Consider the following 21335-nt stretch of genomic DNA (forward strand, 5'->3'; position numbering starts at 1 on the left):
ACACTCCCCGCTCGCCTTTGGGAGGCGAGCGGGATTCCTCAGGCGGACTACTTTTTCAGGAGCCAGAGTTCCGAGAGCCGCGACCGGTAGCGCCAATTCAGGTTCTCGACCGGCCGCTCGAACGTCAGGCTGAGCTCGCCGTCCGCAAGGTGGCGTTTCGGAACGACGAACTCCTTGAACTCGCCGATCCCCTTGTTGTCGAGACAAGGCGCAACCCGCTCGCCGTCGATCGAAAGCAGGCACGTTCCCAGGCCGGTCGTACGAATCACGTAGTCGGCCTCGGGGTCGAGGTTGCGATAGCGCATCGCGAGCGGCCAGTTCATCACATCGATCCAGGCCGGCCGCTGGCGGCTGACCCCCTCGTCCCACCAGAGGACTTCCGGGATCGACGGTCGCCCCAGGCTCAACCCGAGCGTCGTCAAGTCGCCTTTCACGACATGAGGAGACTTGGCAACATTGCCGACATCATCATAAAAACTTCCAGGGCCAGGATGTTCCCAGGTCCGCAGTAATTCCAGGCGCGCGAGCTTCTCCGGTTCCGAGGGGAGATTGCGGATCGAGGCAAACTCATCCTCCAGCCACCAGCGGCTATTGAGCGGATGGTCGGCGAAGTCGAGGATGCAACCGCGCTCCGCGCCGCTCGCCTGGTGTTTCGACTCGCTCGTCTGGAGACCGATCGAGCGAAACAAGGCCTCGCACAACTCGTCGATCCGCTTGCGGAGCCGCGGCGCCACGGGATCGGTCTTCGTCCGCTGGAGGATCGTCAGCGCCCGGTCCATCGCCGCGTGCGCGCCCCGCGCGGGGGCGTCCGCCAGGGCGAGGTTCGCCTCCTCCTCCAGGGCCGACTCGTCAATCAAACGCTGGCGGATATAAGAATCGTAGACGGCGCGAACCAGGCACATCTGCCAGCGCCAGTTCTTCTCGAGCTGCGGCGACCGCTTCTCAAGCCCCTCCCAGAGCGTCCGCGTGCCCTCGACGCCACCATTGTCGCGGAGCGAGCCGATCCAATTCTGCTCCAGGGCGAGGATGCCGTCCGCGGCCAATTCCGCAATCTCAGGCGCGAAGAAGAACCGCGCGTACTCGATGAGGATCGCGCGCACCGGCGTTTCGGGGTCCCAGGCGAGCGTGCTCCAGATAATCTTATTCACGTCATCATGCACGCCGTCCGAGTACGAGAGGAATCCCACCGTGAGGGGCGCCATGGCATTGTGAATTTCCGCGAACTGGAGCGGCCGCGGGTTGATCGACTCCCGTCCGAGGGTGTGGGCCAAGGCGGGGTCCCACCAGGGGATCGGGTATTGGGCGCGGACGTTGTGGGTGAGGTCGGGATAGTGGCGGATCGGGTAGCGCGGATCGAGCCGCTTGCGGGTCGACGCGATGGAAGGGCTGCTCGGCCCGCAAACCATGCCGCCGAACCAGTCGGGCTTTTCCTTGTCGAGGTAGCGATAGACGTAGTCGACCCACTCGCCCTTGAAGCCTTGGAGCGACAGCCAAACCTTGGCTTTCGGGTGTGACCGGGCGAGTCGCACGGAAAGGTCTTTCATGAACGGGATCACGAGCTCCGGGTGGTTTTCCCCGGGGTCGCCACCGGGAACGAACACGGCGTCGAGGCGGGGACAGGCCTGATAGAGCGCCTCGTTTTCCTCGAGCGCTTTCGCCCGTTGCTCGGAGTCGGTCAGGTCGAACTCGGCCGGCACCCAGAGCCAGTAATCCTGGTCATAGCGCTGGCAGATCTCGCTCATTTGGACATTCATGACCTTGCGCGGGACCGTCATGAGCGAAGTCGAGGTCTCGTCCTGAAACGGGATGTTCTCGACGCAATTGGAGCCGAAGATCGCCAGTTCGCGAATGTAGCGTTCGAACTGCCGCACGTCCCAGGCATCCCACGAATTGGCGCGATTGCGGTAGCCGAGCTGGTGGCCGCGGATCGGGTAGGCGGGCGACGTGACGACCTTGGTTTTCGGGTCGAGCGACAAAGCGCCCTGGGTCATCTTCATCGTCCGCAGCAGCTTGCCCACCCCGAAGAGCACGCCACGCGCGTCGGCCCCCACGACCCAAACGATCGGTCGGCCGGCGTTTGCGCCGGCCTCGACTCCTTGACTGACGCCAAGGACGAAGCCTTCCGGCTTCAGGCCCGCCACGCTCTGGCGAATCTCAGCGGGGGCGTCCCGGCCCTCGGCCACCTCATCCAACCTCGAGGTGGCAACGATGACCGCTCCCGATTCCGTGGTCGTGGTCGGCCCGTCCGTCCGGACGGTCAAGTGGACACCGGTCCGGTTCTCTGCTTCTTCGACCAGCACGGTAACGGCCGTCTTCTCCGCCTCGGCCACCGCGCCTCGGCGCGTCACGATGGTGGCCTTGGAGAGGTCGAGCGGGCCGGCGTCCGGCATTGCGGATAGCGTCGCCAAGAGCAACGTGGCGTAAACAGCACTCATGGTAGGGGCCCAACTCCGGAAGGAAGGACGCGTCGGCTCGCAGGTGTTGCCAACGCCAAAGATACCGGTCCCCAGTCGCAAGCGATAGCAATCAGATTCGAACGTCGGGGCCATTGGGGCAAGACCTGGGGTTGCCTTTTGCGGTAGAATACGGCTTAACGTTTTTTTGGGAACAGTCCGTACCAGCCTGGATCTTGACCTTCGTCGAGTCGGTCCGCGGATCGGCGCAGCGGGTTCCCCGCGAGTTCAGACGCAGCCGGCAAAGGTTGTGGAGTCGGAAAGGCACCTCATGACGCCCCCTCAGAATCACGCCCTCCTGATCGGCGTCGAGACGTATTGCGACAACGAACTTCTTCCCGACGTCGCCTACGCCGAGGCCGACATCGCGGCGATGCGCAAGGCCCTGGTCCGGCTCGGTTACAAGGAAGAGAACGTCACCCTTTTGGTGGGCGAAGACGCGACCAAGATCGCCATCGAGGAACACGTTCGCGGCCTGGTCGAGACGCGGCTCCAGGCCGATGACACGCTCCTCTTCTTCTTCGTCGGGCACGGCCTCGCGGTCAAGCGGGCGAACTATCTCGCCTGCTGGGACACCCGCTACCAAGACCTTCGAGGCACCGGGATCGACCTGGCCGCCTTGATCCGCGAGTTTCGGCGGTCGCCCGGCACGCACATCCAAGCCTATCTGGATTGCACCCGCGGCGAGTTCGCGAATGCCCCTTCGATGTCCGCGCCCAGCTTGGAAAAAGCCCTCGAAACCGCGGAGCACTGGGCCTGCTTCACCGCGAGCGAGTTCGACCAGACGTCGCATGCCAGCGGCCGCCTCAAACACGGCATCTGGGCCCACCACCTGGTCCAGGCCCTATCCGGCGCGGCCCCGGAGATCCTGGTCGACAACCGGTTTCTCACCGCCGGCCATCTCCAAGATTACCTCACCAACAAGATCCCCCTGACGATCCGGGACACGCTCAAGACGCGTCAGATCCAGACGCCCTGGTACGCCGGAAGCCATGGCCGGGACTTCCTGATCGCCGACCTGTCGCCGGTCGTCAAACGAAAAGGGGCGGCGACCCCCGCGAAGACGAACCCGGCCAAGGAGTTCGTCCTGCGGAGCGAGGATCGAGTCACCGTCCGCAGCCTGAGCGGCTTCAAGTCAGGCGTGCATCGGATCCCCAAAGTGCTCGACCGCAGGGCCGAGGATTGGGGCTATGACGTCGCTCACGCCGACCTCGAAAACGACCTTGCCGAGACGCACAAAAGCATCCGCGCCAACATGAATTACACCCGGAAACAGATCGAGGTCTTCCCCCCCAAGGGGGGCTTCGGCTCGATCCGGACCCCCGACTTCCAGTACACGATCTCGGTCGCCCTCGACGGTGACCCGATCGAGGCGGTCTTCACCCGGGAAGTGTCCGACATCCGCCACCCCGACATCCTCCTCGATGAAGGGTTCACCGCGATCTTCGACGCCACCTTCAAATCCATCCGGCTCTCGTTCGAGGAACGCATCAAGGTCGAAGACTTGATCGATAAAGCCGAAGCGCAGCAACTTCCGATCGACTACCCTCACGACTGTTCCAGTTGCAGCTTCAAAGTCCCGGACCGCGGTCAGATCCACGTCAACGAAGACCACCTCTCCCTGACCTACCCGTCCGGAATGCCCCTCGAGCAGTTGACCACGGCGCTCGGCCAGGCCCTCCGAATGCTGCCCAGGGGCGACGACGCCAAGTCCTTGCCTCCCCCCGCACAAGGTCAGTTCGAATAGACAGGCCCAAGGAAAATGTCAGCCCCGGGTTCGCGGACGCCCTGCCCGTAATTCAACTCAACGATCGATTTCAATGTCTTTTCGAATGATGTCCGCAAACCGGGGCTGACACGCTTTACCTGCGCCCGAGCCCCGGTCGGCAGGACGTTGTTCGCCGACCGTTGAAAAGGCCAGTTTTACGAGGGAAAGGCGCAGGCCCTCAGCACAAGATCTTGCTGACTTCAGCCTCGTCAGATAACCCGGTTCAAAACTCCCGAGCCAGGCAAACCACCTGAGCCACGCCTCAATCCTACTCCGCGAAGCTGGCCAGGCCACCTCTGAACAGCGGTTTCCACCTGGGGTGGGCACGCGAAGGTGTCGACGGAGCGGGTGCGGTCGGTCATCGGCTCAAAGGCCTAAAAAGATTGTAAGCGAATGACCTCTGCCGGGAAGTTAACCTTTAGGAAGATCGCCCAGGATCATTTCGCCGACGATGTGAAGAGGCGAGACCATGACGAACGCACTGACACGTTTCCCGCTCCCCCCAAGTCCGATTCCAGCGAATTCCCTGACCAGCACTCGCGGTTCGGACCGGCAACTGGTGGATCGCTTCGTTGCTCGAAATGGCCATGCCGCGGAGTTGGCCTTTGGGGAGTTGGTCCGGCGTCATGGTCCGCTCGTCTTCGGCGTCTGCCGCAACATCCTCCAGAACCCGCAGGACGCGGAAGATGCGTTTCAGGCCACTTTCGTCATTCTGGCCCGCAAGGCGAGTTCGCTCCAGCGCCCGGATCGCCTTTCCTTCTGGCTCCACGGCGTGGCCACCCGCGTCGCGAAGAAGGCGAAATCACAGATCATTCGGCGGACTCGGCGCGAGCTCCAAGTGCCGACGATGAACGAGGTCGAGCCGATCGGCGATTGGGGCCGACACGACCTGCAGCTCAGCGAGCGTGAGGAGATCGCGACGCTCCACGAGGAAATCGCCCGACTGCCCGAGAAGTACCGACTCCCCGTGCTGCTCTGCGACCTCGAAGGCCTGACCCACGTCGCGGCGTCGCGGTATCTCCAGTGGCCCTCGGGGAGCCTCAGCGTCCGGCTAATGCGGGCGCGGAAACTGCTCCATGACCGCCTGACCCAGCGCGGGCTCGCCCCGTCGTCGCTGATTCTCGCCGCTTCGGCCCAGGTCGAGTTGGCCTCGTCGGCCGTCCGCCCGGCCCTGGCCGAGCAAACGGCCCGGGCGGTTCTTCGGGACTTGGACTTGCGCCGCCCTGGCTCGACCCTGGGAATGGGAGGGGGCTCGGCCTCCGTCGGTTCGTTCACGGGGCGCCTCCTGTCGGCCGTGGCGCAGACCAAGCTCATCTTGGTGCTGTCGATGGCCATGAGCCTCGGAGTCATCGCCATCGCGCTGAGGCCAAGCGACCACGGTGAACACTCCGCGGGGCGCCCGCCGCTTCAAACGGCCGGAACCCAGCCGGGGGAGTCGACTCGCAATCAGCCTGCTCCTCCCGCTGGAGCGACCATCGGCGCGGATACAGACCGCCAGAAAAACAAAATCAGTGTCAATATTAGCAATACTCTCATTGATATCACCAGAGAGGCGACCAGCCCGGTAGCCCCCCACAAAGTGTTGCCCGGCGAAGCGCTGGTGAACTATGCGGTTCTGGTCAAACAGACGAACCGCGACGCCCGTTCCCAGGTTCGCCTGGCCCTCTGGTGTGAGGCGAACGGTCTGGTTGCTGAGCGACTCAAACATCTGGTGCAGGCCGTCTTGACCGACCCCGATCAACCCGCGGCCCGCGGCCTTCTCGGCCAGATCTCGTTTCGAGGGCGTTGGCGTCGTCCGGAGGATCTTGGCCCACTGCTTGCCGAGGATACACGCCTCACAGTGGCCCGGGCAGCCTATGAGGACCGTCGGGCCGGGACAAGCCAGACCGCCGATGCGCAGTGGAGCTTGGCTCTCTGGTGCGAACAGAACGGCCTGTCCCTCGAGGCCAGGGCCCATCTCACGGCGGTCACGCGGTTGGACCCGACCCGGGAGGCAGCCTGGCGTCGGCTCGGATACCAGAAGTCGCGGGGCCGCTGGATGAGTCCCGCGCGGATCGCTTCGGAAACGAGCTTGCTCAAGGCCCGGAAATCGGCCGATCAGTCCTGGAAACCACGACTTGCCAAATGGAAGTCGGCACTCCAGGAGGACGCAAAACGCCCCGGGGCCGAGGCGGAATTGCTCCAAATCACCGATCCGTTCGCAGCGCGGTCGGTTTGGGCGACGTTTGCCGGGGAAGGATCGGACGGCCAGATCCTCACCGCCCGACTGCTCGGTCAGCTCGAGGGGAGTGAGGCCTCGCGTGGGCTGGCGGTTCTGGCGGTCTTTGGGGAATCGCCCGAGGTCCGCCGGATTGCCACCGAGGTCCTCGCGCGACGCGACCCGCGTGACGTTGTCAGCTTGCTGATTCATTTACTCATTGATCCTGTAAAGTACGAGACCCGCCCGGTCCAGTGGCAAGGCACGCCAGGAATCCTGTTTGTCGAGGGAGAACAATTCAACCTCCGACGACTCTATACGGCTCCCCCCCTCCCCGAGAATACAATCCGCCGATTGCTCGACCCGACAACACCCCCCGATTTCACCCTCCCCATCGCCGCCGTCCTCGGGGAAGACGCAGCTCGTCTGGCCTCGTTGCCGAGCTCGAGCCAGGTGTTCCGCAACAACGTCAGGTTTGTCCGCAATAGTGTTCGGCACTCCGTTTGCTGTGGGGGGGGGCGATCCGAGCAACGGCAAGCCGGCAACCCGGGGAACTCCCCCTCAGAGCGTTTCACACGACCCTGTGGGGCGGGCGGGGGACCTGCGGCCCCAGTGGGCACGAGCTTTCGGCTTTGCTGGGGGAGGGACAGGGAGCTCACGCTCCCCACTTGCCTTTCGCACAAGCGAAACCAGCCACCAGGCCAGCGCATGCTCGCCTCCCAGGCGAGCGGGGAGCGTGAGCTCCCTGTCTTCCTGAAGCGAGGAAGCCTGGCCGACACGGCCGCCCCGCAGAGGCGTGCGGGACGTTCTCGGTGACCTGGGGCGAGCCGACGACTCGGGTGAACTACAAACCACCGCGCAGCAGCGAACACCGCGGACTTGGGAGTCGAGCCGCGGGCACTACGTCTCTTCAGATTTTAATTTACTAATATGGTCCAAGAGTTCCTCAAGGCTCGCCCAGCCTGCGAAGTACAGACAGATCATCTCGTAAGACCGGAGCGTCGGCTTGCGGCCCGTCCACAGGCTGATCAGCAGACACGCGATGATCGCGCAGTACGCCTGGATCTCGATCCCCTTGGGATGCGTACTCAGCAGGTGGCGACAGCCGAGCACGTGCTTGAAAAATCTAAAGAAGAGTTCAATTGTCCACCTGTGTCGGTAGATGTCAGCGATCACCTCGGCGGGAACATCCAGGAGGTTCGTGGCGATCCGCAGCACGCCGTCGCTGGGAGGACCGGCCGTGCCCCCTTTGCGGCCCCCACGCTTGGTGTGGGGCGTCGTTTTCACCAGAATCACCCGCACCCGATGGGCCGGCCGCTCGTCGGGCTTCTTGGCGGCGCCGAGGTCCACGATGAAGTCGCGGAGGACGTCGGCAGCCGCGGCTGTCGCCGAGACCGGGCGCTCTTCGATGACCGCATTGAGGTTGCTGTTGTCGCGGATGCGGCAAACATAGCTGCTCCCCGCGGCCACGATGTCGTTCCAGAGGGTGAACTGGGCATACCAACGGTCCAGGACGTAGCAGTGGTCGGACTGCAAGGCGGCGCGGAGTCGGTTCTTCTCGTCGTTATGGCCACTGTTGGCAGCGGCGCTGACCTCGATCCGGGTGGGGACGTGGCGGTCGATGGCGAAGTGGGTGTGGAGTCGCCAGCCGCTGTGAGAGCCGCCGTTCTTGTCGTTCATGAAGGCGGCCTCGGCGATGGTCTTGAGCGTCTTGACCACGCTGCCATCGACGGCCGTCAGGGCATGGGCGAGGTGGCCGCCGCGCACGTCGCGGACGGGCTTCACTTCGGCGGCGAGGGACTCGATGATGCCGCGCAGCCGCTCGGGTTCGAAGACCTCGACGGCCTCGGAGAGCGACCCCAACGAGGCCCGGGCGCAGCCGAGCTTGCGCTGCACGTTGTTGAGTGTGCTCGCCTGTTGCAAGGAGCGCAAGGAACGGAGGACTGGGTTGAAGAGGAAGAGTAAGACGAGCATGCAATACTGATCGTAATGCAGGCTGCGATTACCGGACCTGTCGCGTTGGCAGCCGACATCGTGGAGTTGGTCGAGCAGCGGCAGTAACCGCTCGACGTACTTCAACCCCTGGATATCTCGGGGTTTCAGAGGTTTTGCTGAGCGTTTTGCCATTCCCAAGGCCCTGCCAAAATGACGGCAAGATGCACTTGAGTGGAGAAGGCGCAAATTCTGTGCCGAAAGTCCTTGCGAAATCCCCGTTTTCGGCCCTTGAGGGCAAGATTGGCCTGGGTGGAGATGTCGCAAATTTCGTGCCGAACACTATTGGTTTGTCCGCTTTAATCTCGCCGTTTCGGCCCAGGCGACACTCACCGCCCAGCAGCAACTGGCAAACGACATTCAGTCCATTGAAGATCACAACTCGACCATTCAGGCAAGTAACCAGCGAATCGAGACTCCTCTCCGCGTCTTGACCGGCCAGGATTTTGGAGACGACCGCGAATCCTGGCTGGCTTGGTGGACCAACGCGCAAGGCTACGCCTACATCCCGCCCCGTCCCTCCGCCCATCCCAAGCCGACGGTCGACCAGGAGATCCTGCTCCCTTACGTACCCCGATATCTACGGATCACGGGATGTAGTTGCTTTGGATCGGGGACGCCGGTGTGGACCCGCCAAGGGCAACGAGCGATCGATACGATCCGGGTGGGCGACGTCGTCCTCACGCAAGAGAGCGAAACCGGCACTCTGCGCTTTGATCCGGTCCTTGCCGTCTTCCACAACAAGCCGGCGCCCACACTTCAGATCCAGCTTGATGACGGGTGCGAGCCGCTCGTCGTGACCGGCATCCACCGGTTCTGGCTTGCCGGTAAAGGTTGGGTCATGGGCCGCGACCTGAGCCCTGGGGATCGAATCCGAACCCTCGGCGGCCAAGCCCGAGTGACGGCGGTCTCGCCTGGTTCGGTTCAGCCGGTCTTCAACCTCGAAGTCGGCGAACACCAGAACTTCTTCGCGGGCCAGGCCGGAGCGTTGGTGCATGATAATAGCCTGGTCGAACCGGTGTCCCACCCGTTCGACCAGCAAGAGGAAGGGTTGGCCGCCAGGCGAATTCGACCTTGACGTCACACCCTTCCCGCTTGAGGAATCGGCCATCGGCGGCCGCTCCGCGGTCACTGCCCGGTCGGGAAACCTCGGTCTTCATTCCGAGCGGAAGGCTGCTCAGAGGATTTCCGCGAGACTCCAGACCGTGCGAGCGGCACAGGATCGACAGGGAGGAAGAGCCTCCCCTTGAGCGAGCGCAATGCTCTGCTCTTCGGCCTTCGGTTCACAGTGACTGTCCGGGTTGCCGTGCCTCACGAATTCAAAACGGCCCGACACCGGGGCCTTCTCGCCCGTGTGATAAACGCTGCCGACCGCGACTGCCGTTGTCATCGTCGCCTCCTGATGGATTGACCACGGAACAACCTCGTCCCAAGCCTGCCTCGGTTCCTTCGATCGATTGTACGCAACGGCGATCCCAGACAACATCGGGCCATCCCTCACCAAGAATACTCGATGCGACGGGCGTGTCGCTCGCACTTCGTTCTCGCTTCAGGAAGCCAGAGCGCGATCAGCCGGCCGACCCGACGATCAACACTTTGTTAAGCAGCGTGACTAGGCCAACCAAGCCGAGTCGACGGCCGGCCCTCCCCCCGGAGAGGGCCGGGCGCACGGGCGACCCGGATCATCGATTTCCGCTCCAGAAAACCTGGCGACGAAATAATCAAAGAAAGGGAGGATTTCCCTGGGTTGACGCAGGCCAGGCACCGTGAAATTGACTCTGCCATCGGTTTTTTAATTAGGCTGTTGACAACCTCAAAAACGTGACCTACGCTCAGGGTGTCGGGATTCTGGACAGAGATTGCCGGCCGGCCTCTCCTCATTCTTGCAGATGAGGTCCCTGGAGATCATCTCGAACGCGGCGCAGCCTCACCGGTTTCGACGACGCACCAAGGAGCGACCTCAGCGATGACTCCCCGCGCTTTTCGGCGTGAATTGGGATCCCATTCTCCTCTCCAGATCTATCTGCACGACATCAACAACACGCCCCTGTTGTCGGCTGCGGAGGAGCGTGAGTTAGCCGAACGTGTTGCCCTGGGCGACCCTTATGCCCGCGACCACATGGTCAAGGCAAATCTTCGGCTCGTGGTGAACATCTCGCGGGGCTACCTGGGCAAGGGTCTCTGCCTGGAAGACCTGATCGAGGAAGGTAATCTTGGTCTGATGCGCGCCGTCGAGGGCTTCAACGGCGCGATGGACACCCGATTCAGCACTTACGCCAGCTACTGGATCAAGCAGTCGATCCGCCGCGCCGTGATGAACCACGGCAAACCGATTCGGCTCCCCGCCTACATGGTCAGCCTCTTGGCCAAGTGGAAACGCGTGTCGAACGTCCTGACCGAACGGTTGGGCCGGGTGCCGACGCCCGAGGAGATCGGCAAGGTCTTGCGGCTCTCGAAGAAGAAGGTGAACATCGTCGCCAAGGCGATTCGGATCAACAACCTGACACCCCACACGGAAACGACCGAAGAAGACGGCATCTCGCTCGACGACATGCTCACCGACGAGCGAAGCAAGGCCCCCGATGACCTCCTGATCGAGTCGGACGACCTGGAGCGGATCTTCCAGCGTCTCGAACAGCTCGACGACCGCGAGGCAACCGTCATCCGGATGCGGTTCGGCCTGGAACCGTACGCCGCCATGACCCTGCGTGAAGTGGGCGAGAACCTCGGCCTGACCCGCGAACGGGTCCGCCAGCTCGAGAGCCAGGCGCTCCTGAGACTGATGGGCTCCTTGAGCGAGACGCGCGACAAGGTTTACCGCTGACCGCATCAATGACCGCCCCGGCCGGATTCCGTTCCGGCCCTTGATTTCAAAACGATCGCCATCGGACTCGTCATCCCCCACCATGGTATGACGCGCCCGATGGCGTTCTCGTTTTCCACGCGCAGACCGAGTTCCTCTGTCCGTAACATGAGATTCCCACAACAATTTGGGGACTTGTTGACCGTTCTGGTGCCATGTTAAAGTTGGGGACGTTTCGCTCCCTTGACTCGCCCGAGCCGAGGCCTTTCAGGTTGCACCATGGTTGATCCTCAGACCTCTCGGTTTTGGCAAGCGGCGCTCCAGAGCCGGCTCATCGATGTTGCGGAGCTCACCGCCTGCTGGAAGGCTCTGCCTCCCGAGAAGCAAGTGGCCGACCAACTCGACCGCCGACTGGCGCGGCAAGCGGTGCAGGCGGGCCTGCTCACGCTCTGGCAAGCCCAGCAGTTGCTCGCGGGGCGGTCCACCGGGTTCAAGATCGACCGCTACGTCCTGCTCGACATGATCGGCCAGGGGGGATGGGCCGGGTCTACCTGGCCAAGGATTCGCGACTCAACCGCCGGGTGGCGTTGAAGATCCTCTCGCCCGAGCGGGTGAACAACCCGAGGGCGATCGCCCGGTTCCAGCGCGAGGCGCGGGTCGGGGCGCAGCTCCAGCACGAGAACCTCGTCCGGATCTACGACGAAGGAGAGTCGGACGGCAAGTGCTACCTCGTGATGGAGTTCATCGCGGGGAAAACCATCGGCTCAATGATCGCCGAGCACGGCCCGCTTCCCCCGAGCACCGCCGCGCGACTGACCCGGCAGATCGCCATGGGCCTGGAGCACGCGCACCAGAAAGGCCTGATCCACCGCGACGTCAACCCGTACAACATCATGGTGACCACCGACGGCACGGCCAAGCTCGCCGACCTCGGGCTGGCGATCGACCTGGCCGAACAGGTGCCGGTGACCCGTGACGGGGCGACCGTGGGCACCTTCGACTACATCTCGCCCGAGCAGGCGCGACACTCGCACTCGGTGGACACGCGGAGCGACATCTACTCGCTCGGCTGCACGCTCTACCACATGCTCGCCGGCCAGGTGCCGTACCCGAGCCCCAGCCTCCCCGAAAAACTGTTCGGCCACCAGGCCGCCGAGCCCGAATCGTTGACCGCACTCGTGCCCGAGATCCCCGAGGGACTCGCCGAGGTGGTCCGGATGATGATGCGGAAGCAGCCCGACGACCGCTTCGCCAATCCTCTCGAGGTCGCACGCGCCCTCGAGCCCTTCGTGGGTGAGCCCATCTCGCCCTCAGCACGCCCGGGCGACGGCCCCGAAATCCCCGGCGACGGCTCGACATTCAACGAGGCGACCCACTCCTCAACCCAGGTCACCACGGCCCGGCGCGAGACCTTGTCCTCGTCCTCCGCAGAGAAGCCGCCCCCCCGCCCGAAAACCCCACCCCCGGACTTCGACGCCCTGGTTCCGGACCTGCCTCCGACCGGGGACTACGTCACACAGGCCAACTTCCTGGAAGGACTCGTGGATTTCGGGGGTTCGAGCAAGCCCCGCGAGCCTCAGGTTCCGACTCCCACTCCTCCCCCTGCTCCCGCTCCCACCCCGGCGCCAGCGATCGTCGAGCCGCCGCCGCTCGATTTCACGCAGATCGGCCAGGAACGAACCAAGGGAGCGAGTGCGAAGGAGGACCTGTCCGGCCTCGGCCTGGCCTTGGACTTCGGACCTGAGCCCCCCCTCTCCCAGGTCGCGGCCAAGTCGAAACCGAAGCCTTCCACGCCCCCCTCGCCGCCGAAACCCGAACGGGAAACCACGGCGATCGCGACCAGCTCCCCGACCAGTCGGTCCGCGCCGGAGGCCAAATCACCCGCGCGCGCCCGGAACCGCCGCCTCGCCCTCGGCGCCGCCGCCTTGCTCTTGCCGATCGCCGTGGCCGGGGGCCTCTACGCCAGTGGAGTCCTCGGCAAGCCCTCCCCGCACACGCTTCCCCCAACGCATCCGCCCGCGACTGCGCCCGCGGACGACGACAAGTCAACGCCAGTCGCAACCCCCACCCCCACCGGAAAAGGGCCCGAGCTGGCCAAGAAGCAGGGGCCTGGGATCGCCGTCAAGGGATCCGACGGATCGGTGTTGATGGCAGACGACCTCAAAAGTGCCATGCAACGGGCGATCGGCAGTCGGGGGCATGTCCTGCTCAACAACCGCGAACCGCTCCGGCTCTCGGGAGCAGACGCCGCGATCACGATCAACGGCGGCCCGCTTTACATTCGCGCGGCGGAGGGAGTGCAGCCGGTCCTCGAAGTCGAGATCAAGGGGGCGAAGCCGTTCCTCACGACCGGGGTCGAGACGCCGCTCACCCTCGTCGGCGTGACGATCGTGGCGCACTATTCCGAGCCGGGCCGAGGGGAGGCTCCCCCGATCATCCAGGCGGCCGGCAAGGTCACGCTCGATCGCTCGGCGTTCAAGGCGACGGGCCAAGCAGTGGGCACGCGCGCGGTCAAGGCCGAGGGCATGGGCCTGACCGCGACGGGCTGCTGGTTCGACGGCTTCGACCAGGCGCTCGACGTCGCGGCCTTCAACGGCTCGCTGATCACGGTCCGGCAGTGCATCATGGTCAATGCCAAGGCCAAGGCCGGCGAACCGCCGAGCGGCTGGGCCCTCCGAGTCCGGGCCAAACCGGGCGGAAACGCCAACGAAAAACTCGGCCGCCGGCTCGTGCTCGACCACTGCACCATCCTGGGCAAGGGTCTGTTCGACCTCGTCGGCTTCTCGTCCCAGTTGCCGTACAAGGTCGAGGTCAAAGGATCCGCGGTCCTGGCCGATGCGGTCCTCGCCTGGGAACCGCAGCCGACAGGGCTTCCCCCGTCCAACGAGGCCCTCCAATGGCAGGGCCAGGACAACCTCTACGACATCCGCGGTAAAGCCTGGATCACCCTCTCCCCGCAAGGGACTCCCGAACTCGCCGGCGGACCGAGCGACCTCGACTCCTGGACGAAGCAGGTCGACGAGTCGGCCCCGCTCACTCCCCCCATCAAGTTCCGGACCGATCCCACCACCACCTCCGAATCCCCCTCCCCACGCGACTTCCTCGTCCTCGACTCCGAGCGCCCGGTCGGGGCCGAGCCGGACCGTGTGGGACCGCGACCGAAGCCCACGAAACCCTGAGCTGAACACTCGATCCGGATGCCGCTGATAGGTCTGGTGCAACTCGGGCTATGAGCGCCGGAGCCGCTCCGCCCTGACGTGGAGTGCTTTCGGGGGCGTCTTGTAGTATTTGAACATCGCGGGGCAGATCCAGCCCTCCATAGGGGGGTCGTCGAGCCGGTAGTAGTTTCCCAGCGAGTCGCCGCGGATCCAGGTCAATGTTTTCTGGGTTCCCGGGAACCGGTTCGCGGAAAAGAGGAGGCGGAATCCCTCCTTGGCGTCGGGGATATCCTTGGCGAGAACGTCGATCATTTCCGGAACCCCGGCCACGAATGGCTCGCGTTTCAACCCGACCGCGGGATCATCGAAGACCCACGTCCCGTTGAACCAGTACGGGGTGATGACCATGATCGAGTTGCTCGACGGGCCCGCGCGACCGGCGCCCCACGTCATGTAACCGTAGGTGCCAAGTCCCAGGACCAGGACCGCGAACGCCGCCCCCAGCAGAGTCCAGCGGGGTTTCCAGGCGAACGTCATCGATTCACCCATTTTTGTTCATTTTTTGAATTCGAGATAGTGGCCCCGACTTCAAGGTAAGGGCCAGGCTCAACTTCAGGTGTTACTGTATGACGCGCGAAGACCGGCCGACAAGGGAGCAGAACCGCCGGAGCGCGATGGCCGCCCGGTCCGAGTCGGCGGCGGTCGCGGTATCGACGCGCCGAGGCGGGAACATCGACTCCGGGGACCGGCCTCTGTAAGATTAACGGGAACGAGAGACTCGCCCCCCTCCGCTCCGCCCCCCGAAGACCTGGCAGGGCAATGCCGGACGTCGACGTGCCGGCCCCTTTTTTTTCTTGTGCTGGAACATCTCCTTTGAGGAGTCATGCCATGACCTTGCGTTCCCTGGCGGCATCCCTCGCAATCGCGCTATTCCTGGGGCTTGCGAGCGATGCGCCGGCCCAGACCCAATCGAAGGGGGATGACGCCCCAAGTGCGGGCAAGGCCGACGAGAACAAGAGTAATAGCAAGGCCGACGACAAAGCGAAGGCCGACGAGAAGGGGAAGACCGATGAGTCGAAGGTCAAGCTCGAGAAAGCGACCTTCGGCGGTGGCTGCTTCTGGTGCCTCGAGGCCGTCTACGAGCGGATCCCAGGGGTCAAAACGGTGGTCTCAGGCTATGCGGGGGGCACCGTGCCTCGGCCGACGTACGAGATGGTCAGCAGCGGCCTGACCGGGCACGCAGAAGTCGTCCAGCTCGCCTACGACCCCGAGGTCGTCTCCTACGAGAAGCTTCTCAAGGTCTTCTGGGCCTGCCACAACCCAACGACCCTGAACCAGCAAGGCCCCGACTTCGGCACGCAGTACCGCTCGATCATCCTCTACCACAACGAGGACCAGAAAAAGGCCGCACTGAAGTCGTACAAGGAACTCACCGCCGCCGGCGCCTTCGCCGACCCGATCGTGACCGAGCTCGAGCCGCTCAAAGCGTTCTACCCGGCCGAGCGCTATCACCAAGACTACTTCCGCAAGAACAGCCGCGCGGCCTACTGCCAGGCGGAGATCGTCCCCAAGCTCAGAAAACTCAAACTCATCAAGTAACGTCTCTTACGAAGTTCGAGCGGACTTCGACGTCATCATGGGTCCAACGACTCCCGGAGGGTCCGCTCTTGCGGACCAACTTCGATCTCCGCAGCGTTCGAGGTGTGGTCCACGATGATGACCCATGACGGCTGGTCCGCAATCGCGGACCCGACTCAGGCTTCAGAATTGAGCCACGAATGACACGATTCAAGACAAATCCGCTACAACAAATGACTGCCCTCTGAATGACTCGTGTCCTTCGTGGTGAAGGGCGGCATTTCATTCCCCCACTCTTTTTGTATTGGTATTCCCCCCCCTACCCCCCCTTAGCCATGGCTGGCACCGGCCTGAGTCGACCCCCTCGACCCAACAACGCCTCTCATCCACTCACCACCGCAATTCGATCCAACCATTCCCTCTCGTTGCCGCATTTCACCCAAACTCACGCAAAAATGACGCGTCGGGCGGGATTCCGAAGGGGAGGAACCAATAATCGGGGATGGGTCTCGAATGACCTTTAGTAACGAGCGGCCGGTCAGAAGAACACGGGGCCGAATCGCTGAGTGCTGAGTGACCCGAGAGTTGAAGATCCAGGTTCCACCGAATCATCAGGAGACATCGAGATGGTTTGCTCACTGGTCAAGAAGGGAGTGCTGGGTGCCGCGTTGGGCGCCGGGGCGTTGTTCCTGGTGTTCGGCATCTCGGCTCCTAGCTACGTGCGGACGGCCTTCCACAAGGCGCGTCACTCGGCCCAGAATCGAATTCCGACCCAGTTCCAGATCGATCGGGCGCGGGACGAAGTGGCCAATCTCGAGCCGGCGATCATCGAGAACCGGGAAACGCTGGCCCGGGCCGAGGTGGACGTCGAGCACCTCGAGAACGAGATTGCCTCGACCCAGGCCAACCTGGCCGTCGAGAAGCGGGAACTGCTGAGCCTGCGCGACAGCGTCAAGAACGGCGAGTATCGCCTGGCCGGCCACGTGAAGTATTCGCCCGAGGAGATCAAGGCCGAGTTGGCGAGCAAGCTGGACCGCTACAAGGCGATCAGCCAGGTGGTCGAGGAGAAGCAAGCCACCCTCAAGGCCCGGCAGAAGTCCGTGACTGCCGCCCGCCTCCAGATGACGAACCTGGTGACGGCGAAGCGGAACCTCCTGACCAAGCTCGAAGGGATCGAGGCCAAGCTGCGGATGATCGAGGCGACCCAGGGCAAGAACGAGTTCAACTTCGACGACAGTGCTCTCTCCCGCGCCAAAGAGACGATCTCCGACCTGGAGAAGCGGCTCGAGGTCAAGGCACGCGTCGCCGAGATTGAAGGCCGATTCACCGACGGTGCCCTGCCCGCCCTCGAACCGGGCCGCGACGTGGTCCGGGAAATCGACGCCGAGTTCGGCACCCCGGTCAAGGGAACCGAGGCGAAAACTGGGGACAAGAGCCTCTAAAGGATGGCTTTGTTCCACGGGCGGACCGGCCAATCACCCCTGGCTGGTCCGCCCTTTTCTCCTGGTCTTGAAGCCCCTTCGACCCCAACGGCCCACGAGACGGAGCCGAACCGGCCGAGGGCTTCATGACAAGACAAGCCAAGCCAACGGGGTGGATCGGGTTCAAAGCCGATCCGAACCAGACGTAGAGCAACGCAAGAGATCCGATTGAGCGGCGCTCGCATCCCAACGTAACATGGCGGAGTGTGATTCCCCCATGGCCAATCCGGGCGGCAAGTCAACCATGCTGGGACATTGGCGAATGGTCTTGCGGCAGGCGGAAGAAGCCGCACGAGCGGGGCGCTACGACGAGGCGCTGGTCTTGGCCAGCCGGCCCGACGTGGTCGACCACCACCATGCGGTTCGCCTGCGAACGAAGTTGGCCCTCGACCTGATCGCTCGGGCCTCACGACGAGGCGAATCCGACGACGTGGCCGGGGCAATCGAGGACCTCGATCTGGCCGAACGGCAAGGGGCCGCCCCCGACACCCTCGCCGCGGCCCGCCTCAGCCTGGCCGATCAGGTCTCGGCCGAGGTCCGTGGCGACCTCGACGCGGGCGAACCGGCCCGCGTCGTCGAACGCGTCGAACAGCTCGCCCGCCACAAAGTGAGCGGCCCGGCCTTGCGGCGGACTCGCGAGATCGCCGAGGCCTGGCAAACCGCCCTCGACGAAGCCCGCCGAGGTGAATTCGGCCGGGCCCACGACCAGCTTGACCGCGCCGAGCGGCTCGCGGCCGGCGCCGCGCAACGGGCCCTGGCCGACACCCGCCGCGACGTCGAGACGAGGCAGAAGGCCGCGACCCCCCGGGTCGAAGCCCTCTACACCGCCTTGGCGGCCGGCAAGTGGTCCGAGGTCCTCACCCTGGCCGAATCGGTCCTCGAAGCGATCCCGGAACATCCGGCGGCCCGTCAGGCGCGGACCCGGGCCTGGCAGCAGATCGGGGCACTCAGCCCGTCGGCCGCCTGGCCCGACCGCGGATCCCGGGTGCCCCAGGCGGCACTCGCCGCCGACCGGACCCCGGCCGAAGCCGCCGGCTCACCAGCCGAGGCCGCGCCGATTACCTGGCTCAACGCCACCTTGAGGGCCCCGTTCGTGCCTCAACCCCAGTCACAGCCCCAACAGCCACAGCCGGCGCGTCCCGCTCCTCGTGGTGGGGAGACCGGCCCCAAGGGGCGGTTCCTCGTCTGGGTGGACACCGTGGGCGGCTACCTCGTCTGCCTGGACGACGAGGTGATCCTGGGCCGCGCCGGACCGGACAGTCATGCCGACGTGCCCCTGATGGGAGACCTCTCGCGGAACCACGCCACCCTGGTCCGAGGCGGTGACAGCTACATCCTCCGCGCCCACCAGCCGACGTTCGTCAACGGCCGCGCGGTCGAGACCACCCCGCTCCGCGATGGCGACGTGATTCGGCTCGGCTCGACCGTGGAGCTGGAATTCCGCCAGCCCAGCCCGGTCAGCTCGACCGCCCGGTTATCGATCGTGAGCCGGCATCGCCTCCCCTTGGCGGTCGACGGTGTGCTCCTGATGGCCGAGACCTGCATCATCGACGGCTCGCCCCAGGCGCACATCCCGGCCCCAGGACTGGCCCAGCCGGTCGTGCTCTACCGCCAGGCGGGGGCACTCTGGTGCCGGGCGACCGGCGGATTCGAGGTCGACGGCCGGGCCTGTGCCGCCCGTGCCCCCTTGACGTTGCAGTCGAGTATCCTGGGCAATGGATTCTCGTTCAGCCTGGAAGCCCTTGGGACCAAGTCGGTCTAAGGAAGGCAGTGACGATGCGTTCTCTGATGAGCGGATTCGCATCGAAAGGGAAGTCGGTCGAGCCGGCGCCCCGAACCAACGCCTCCCGGACCCTCTTTCGACGACCTTGGAGTTGCCTTGCGATGAGCGCGACCTCCCGAGACCTCCCTGGCGCGGACATGGCCGAAACGGTCGTTTACGAGCCCAGCAACCAACCGGGTCACGATCGGCCCGTGGGGTCCCCCGAAATGACCAAGCCGAATCTCCAAGGGAATCACCGCTACACCTTCGGCTCGGGCGCCCGCCCGCTCGATGGCTACACCATCAAGCGTGCGATCGGCCGAGGAGGGTTCGGTGAGGTCTACTACGCCACGTCCGACTCGGGCAAGGAAGTCGCCCTCAAGCTGATCCTCCATAACCTGGAGGTCGAGCGCCGGGGGGTCGTGCAGTGCATGAACCTCAAGTGCCCGAACTTGCTGACGATCCACGACCTGAAGTCGAACGACGCGGGCGACTCGTTCGTGATCATGGAATACGTCGCCGGCCCGAGCCTGGCCAACGTGCTGGCGCAGTACCCGAACGGGATGCCGCCGGCCGAGGTCCGCGCCTGGCTCAAAGGGCTCGTCGATGGGGTCGCCTACCTCCACGACCACGGGATCGTCCATCGCGACCTAAAACCTGCCAACATGTTCATGGAAGAGGGTTTTGTCAAGATCGGTGACTACGGGCTGGCCAAGCTGATCAACGCCAGCCAGGACACCGGCCACTCCGAGAGCATCGGCACCTGCCACTACATGGCCCCCGAGATCGCGTCGGGCAAGTACCAGAAGCCGATCGACGTCTACGCGATCGGTGTGATCCTCTACGAGATGCTCACCGGCCGGGTGCCGTTCGAGGGGGAATCGGTCGGCGAGATCCTCATGAAGCACCTGACAGCGCGTCCCGACCTGAAGCCGCTCGCCGAGCCTTATCGGTCGATCGTGGGGCGGGCCCTGGCCAAAGACCCGGCCCAGCGCCCCGCGCGGCTCTACGACCTGCTCCCCTCTGAAGACGCCCCCAAGGCGCCGCCGGTCCGGTTCATCGGCGACGGCAAGGTCAGTCCCGCGTCCTTGCCCCCCGACTTGCTGATCGTCGACGAGGAGATTCACCGGATCGGCCCTGAGGAGCCGGTCTTCTACATCGGCCCCGACACCCGTCCCCCGCGCCGTCAACGACCGCCGCTCGAGCGACTCCGGGAAAACTGGGGAGCGATGCGCCGCCCGGCGCGGCCTGCCCCGCCGCCGGCTCCGCCCCGCGCCGCAAGGCCGGTGGCGGAAGCGAGGCGGCGTGCCCCCGCGCCCGCCCCGGCTCCTCTGGCACCGCCGCCGCCGCTGCCAGGCACCCGGATCCGCGTCGCCGAGCTGGCGACCTCGATGATCTGGGCCGCCGTGCTCGCCCTGGTCATGACCCTGGCCGTCGGCTTGTCGATCGGGATCGACGTCCCGCGTGAGCCCGAGCAGGGCGTTTACCTGTTCGCCCTCACGCTGTTGGGGACCTGGGGCGCCTTGATCGCGGGCAAGGGGATCGAGGGGCGAACCATCGACCTGGGCACGCGGCGGATGGGCAACGCCCTGTTCGGTGGCCTGCTCGGGGTCGCCGCCCTGGTGCTCACAGCCTGGCTCGGCCTGAATCCGGGGCGCGGCTTGCCGGACCCCGTTTCGACCGAGCTCGTCGCCTGGCTCGGGCCGATCCAGGGGTCCAACACGGCCCGCCTGCGGTTCCCCGTCTATTTCGGCCTGCTCGGCCTGATCACGGGGGGCTGGAACTCACTGACGCTCCGCGACCGCAAAGCGCGATTCCGCCTCTTCCCGATCATCCTGACCGGCTTGGCCGCCGCGGTCCTGTTCCCGATCTGGCCCCACTCCGCCGACCCCTCGAACATCGCCGCGGCGGTGTCGATCGCCGTCGTCACCCAACTGGTCAGCCCCTGGAACCAAGCGGCGGCCGCCTACGCTCGAGCCACCCGGAAACGTCGGTTCGCCTGATGTAAACATTCAGGGTTGATCGCATGAGCGAACCGGTACGGCAAGGGCAACCGGCCGTACGCTCGCTCGAAAATCAGGTCGACGGTTCTCCAATATTCCTGGTCGCGTCGCGAACCCACTGGTGTCCCGGCTACTTCGTC

General features: G+C 64.7%; 14 protein-coding genes. 10 read left to right on the forward strand and 4 right to left on the reverse strand.

Annotation, left to right across the window (positions count from 1 at the left end; all coding sequences use genetic code 11):
* Positions 1–47: 47 nt before the first annotated feature.
* Entirely contained in the window at positions 48–2435 is a 2388-nt protein-coding gene (locus BUS42_RS25255; protein ID WP_074311673.1) for a beta-N-acetylhexosaminidase family protein, read from the reverse strand.
* 289 nt (positions 2436–2724) lie between these two features.
* On the opposite strand from BUS42_RS25255, the gene BUS42_RS25260 reads away from it, so the two are divergent.
* Entirely contained in the window at positions 2725–4200 is a 1476-nt protein-coding gene (locus BUS42_RS25260) for a caspase family protein (RefSeq protein ID WP_074311674.1), read from the forward strand.
* A 490-nt stretch (positions 4201–4690) separates the two neighbouring features.
* Positions 4691–7234, forward strand: a complete 2544-nt coding sequence (locus BUS42_RS25265; RefSeq protein WP_074311676.1) for a sigma-70 family RNA polymerase sigma factor — start codon at positions 4691–4693, stop codon at positions 7232–7234.
* Between the two features lie 84 nt (positions 7235–7318).
* Here BUS42_RS25265 and BUS42_RS25270 read toward each other — a convergent pair whose 3' ends face one another.
* Positions 7319–8545 carry an IS4 family transposase gene (locus tag BUS42_RS25270; RefSeq protein ID WP_074304436.1) on the reverse strand — a complete coding sequence of 409 codons (1227 nt, stop codon included), beginning with the start codon at positions 8543–8545 and terminating at the stop codon, positions 7319–7321.
* A 295-nt stretch (positions 8546–8840) separates the two neighbouring features.
* Between BUS42_RS25270 and BUS42_RS25275 the strand changes: the two genes are divergently transcribed.
* Positions 8841–9488, forward strand: a complete 648-nt coding sequence (locus BUS42_RS25275) for a polymorphic toxin-type HINT domain-containing protein (protein ID WP_074311678.1) — start codon at positions 8841–8843, stop codon at positions 9486–9488.
* A 99-nt stretch (positions 9489–9587) separates the two neighbouring features.
* On the opposite strand, the gene BUS42_RS25280 is transcribed toward BUS42_RS25275, so the two are convergent.
* On the reverse strand, positions 9588–9800 hold the full coding sequence (locus tag BUS42_RS25280) for a hypothetical protein (protein WP_143206501.1): 213 nt from the start codon (positions 9798–9800) through the stop codon (positions 9588–9590).
* A 576-nt stretch (positions 9801–10376) separates the two neighbouring features.
* Between BUS42_RS25280 and BUS42_RS25285 the strand changes: the two genes are divergently transcribed.
* The 3 genes from BUS42_RS25285 (at position 10377) to BUS42_RS25290 (ending at position 14392) form a co-directional block, all read left to right on the forward strand.
* Positions 10377–11234 carry a sigma-70 family RNA polymerase sigma factor gene (locus BUS42_RS25285; protein WP_074311682.1) on the forward strand — a complete coding sequence of 286 codons (858 nt, stop codon included), beginning with the start codon at positions 10377–10379 and terminating at the stop codon, positions 11232–11234.
* Between the two features lie 258 nt (positions 11235–11492).
* Entirely contained in the window at positions 11493–11804 is a 312-nt protein-coding gene (locus tag BUS42_RS45355; RefSeq protein WP_254053781.1) for a hypothetical protein, read from the forward strand.
* Positions 11750–14392: a serine/threonine-protein kinase gene (locus BUS42_RS25290; RefSeq protein ID WP_254053782.1), complete on the forward strand. Its 2643-nt coding sequence runs from the start codon at positions 11750–11752 to the stop codon at positions 14390–14392. The genes BUS42_RS45355 and BUS42_RS25290 overlap by 55 nt, the downstream gene beginning before the upstream one ends.
* 48 nt (positions 14393–14440) lie before the next feature.
* On the opposite strand, the gene BUS42_RS25295 is transcribed toward BUS42_RS25290, so the two are convergent.
* Positions 14441–14920: a DUF6717 family protein gene (locus BUS42_RS25295; protein ID WP_216821085.1), complete on the reverse strand. Its 480-nt coding sequence runs from the start codon at positions 14918–14920 to the stop codon at positions 14441–14443.
* A 339-nt stretch (positions 14921–15259) separates the two neighbouring features.
* On the opposite strand from BUS42_RS25295, the gene msrA reads away from it, so the two are divergent.
* From msrA to BUS42_RS25315, 4 genes are all read left to right on the forward strand, one after another.
* On the forward strand, positions 15260–15970 hold the full coding sequence (gene msrA / locus BUS42_RS25300; protein ID WP_074311684.1) for a peptide-methionine (S)-S-oxide reductase MsrA: 711 nt from the start codon (positions 15260–15262) through the stop codon (positions 15968–15970).
* Between the two features lie 605 nt (positions 15971–16575).
* A complete protein-coding gene (locus BUS42_RS25305; RefSeq protein WP_074311686.1) occupies positions 16576–17391 on the forward strand; it encodes a hypothetical protein in 816 nt (271 codons plus the stop codon).
* 256 nt (positions 17392–17647) lie between these two features.
* A complete protein-coding gene (locus BUS42_RS25310; RefSeq protein WP_074311688.1) occupies positions 17648–19192 on the forward strand; it encodes an FHA domain-containing protein in 1545 nt (514 codons plus the stop codon).
* Between the two features lie 122 nt (positions 19193–19314).
* A complete protein-coding gene (locus tag BUS42_RS25315; protein WP_159452293.1) occupies positions 19315–21195 on the forward strand; it encodes a serine/threonine-protein kinase in 1881 nt (626 codons plus the stop codon).
* Positions 21196–21335: the final 140 nt, after the last annotated feature.

The organism is Singulisphaera sp. GP187 (assembly GCF_900129635.1).
In the GTDB taxonomy this organism is placed as follows: domain Bacteria; phylum Planctomycetota; class Planctomycetia; order Isosphaerales; family Isosphaeraceae; genus Singulisphaera.

What these genes read in the sequence shown, in the direction of transcription:
- BUS42_RS25255 (WP_074311673.1), bottom strand. Translation starts at nt 2,435, where the DNA reads ATGAGTGCTGTTTACGCCACGTTGCTCTTGGCGACGCTATCCGCAATG.
- BUS42_RS25260 (WP_074311674.1), top strand. Translation starts at nt 2,725, where the DNA reads ATGACGCCCCCTCAGAATCACGCCCTCCTGATCGGCGTCGAGACGTAT.
- BUS42_RS25265 (WP_074311676.1), top strand. Translation starts at nt 4,691, where the DNA reads ATGACGAACGCACTGACACGTTTCCCGCTCCCCCCAAGTCCGATTCCA.
- BUS42_RS25270 (WP_074304436.1), bottom strand. Translation starts at nt 8,545, where the DNA reads ATGGCAAAACGCTCAGCAAAACCTCTGAAACCCCGAGATATCCAGGGG.
- BUS42_RS25280 (WP_143206501.1), bottom strand. Translation starts at nt 9,800, where the DNA reads ATGACAACGGCAGTCGCGGTCGGCAGCGTTTATCACACGGGCGAGAAG.
- BUS42_RS25285 (WP_074311682.1), top strand. Translation starts at nt 10,377, where the DNA reads ATGACTCCCCGCGCTTTTCGGCGTGAATTGGGATCCCATTCTCCTCTC.
- BUS42_RS45355 (WP_254053781.1), top strand. Translation starts at nt 11,493, where the DNA reads ATGGTTGATCCTCAGACCTCTCGGTTTTGGCAAGCGGCGCTCCAGAGC.
- BUS42_RS25290 (WP_254053782.1), top strand. Translation starts at nt 11,750, where the DNA reads ATGGGCCGGGTCTACCTGGCCAAGGATTCGCGACTCAACCGCCGGGTG.
- BUS42_RS25295 (WP_216821085.1), bottom strand. Translation starts at nt 14,920, where the DNA reads ATGGGTGAATCGATGACGTTCGCCTGGAAACCCCGCTGGACTCTGCTG.
- msrA (WP_074311684.1), top strand. Translation starts at nt 15,260, where the DNA reads ATGACCTTGCGTTCCCTGGCGGCATCCCTCGCAATCGCGCTATTCCTG.
- BUS42_RS25305 (WP_074311686.1), top strand. Translation starts at nt 16,576, where the DNA reads ATGGTTTGCTCACTGGTCAAGAAGGGAGTGCTGGGTGCCGCGTTGGGC.
- BUS42_RS25310 (WP_074311688.1), top strand. Translation starts at nt 17,648, where the DNA reads ATGGCCAATCCGGGCGGCAAGTCAACCATGCTGGGACATTGGCGAATG.
- BUS42_RS25315 (WP_159452293.1), top strand. Translation starts at nt 19,315, where the DNA reads ATGAGCGCGACCTCCCGAGACCTCCCTGGCGCGGACATGGCCGAAACG.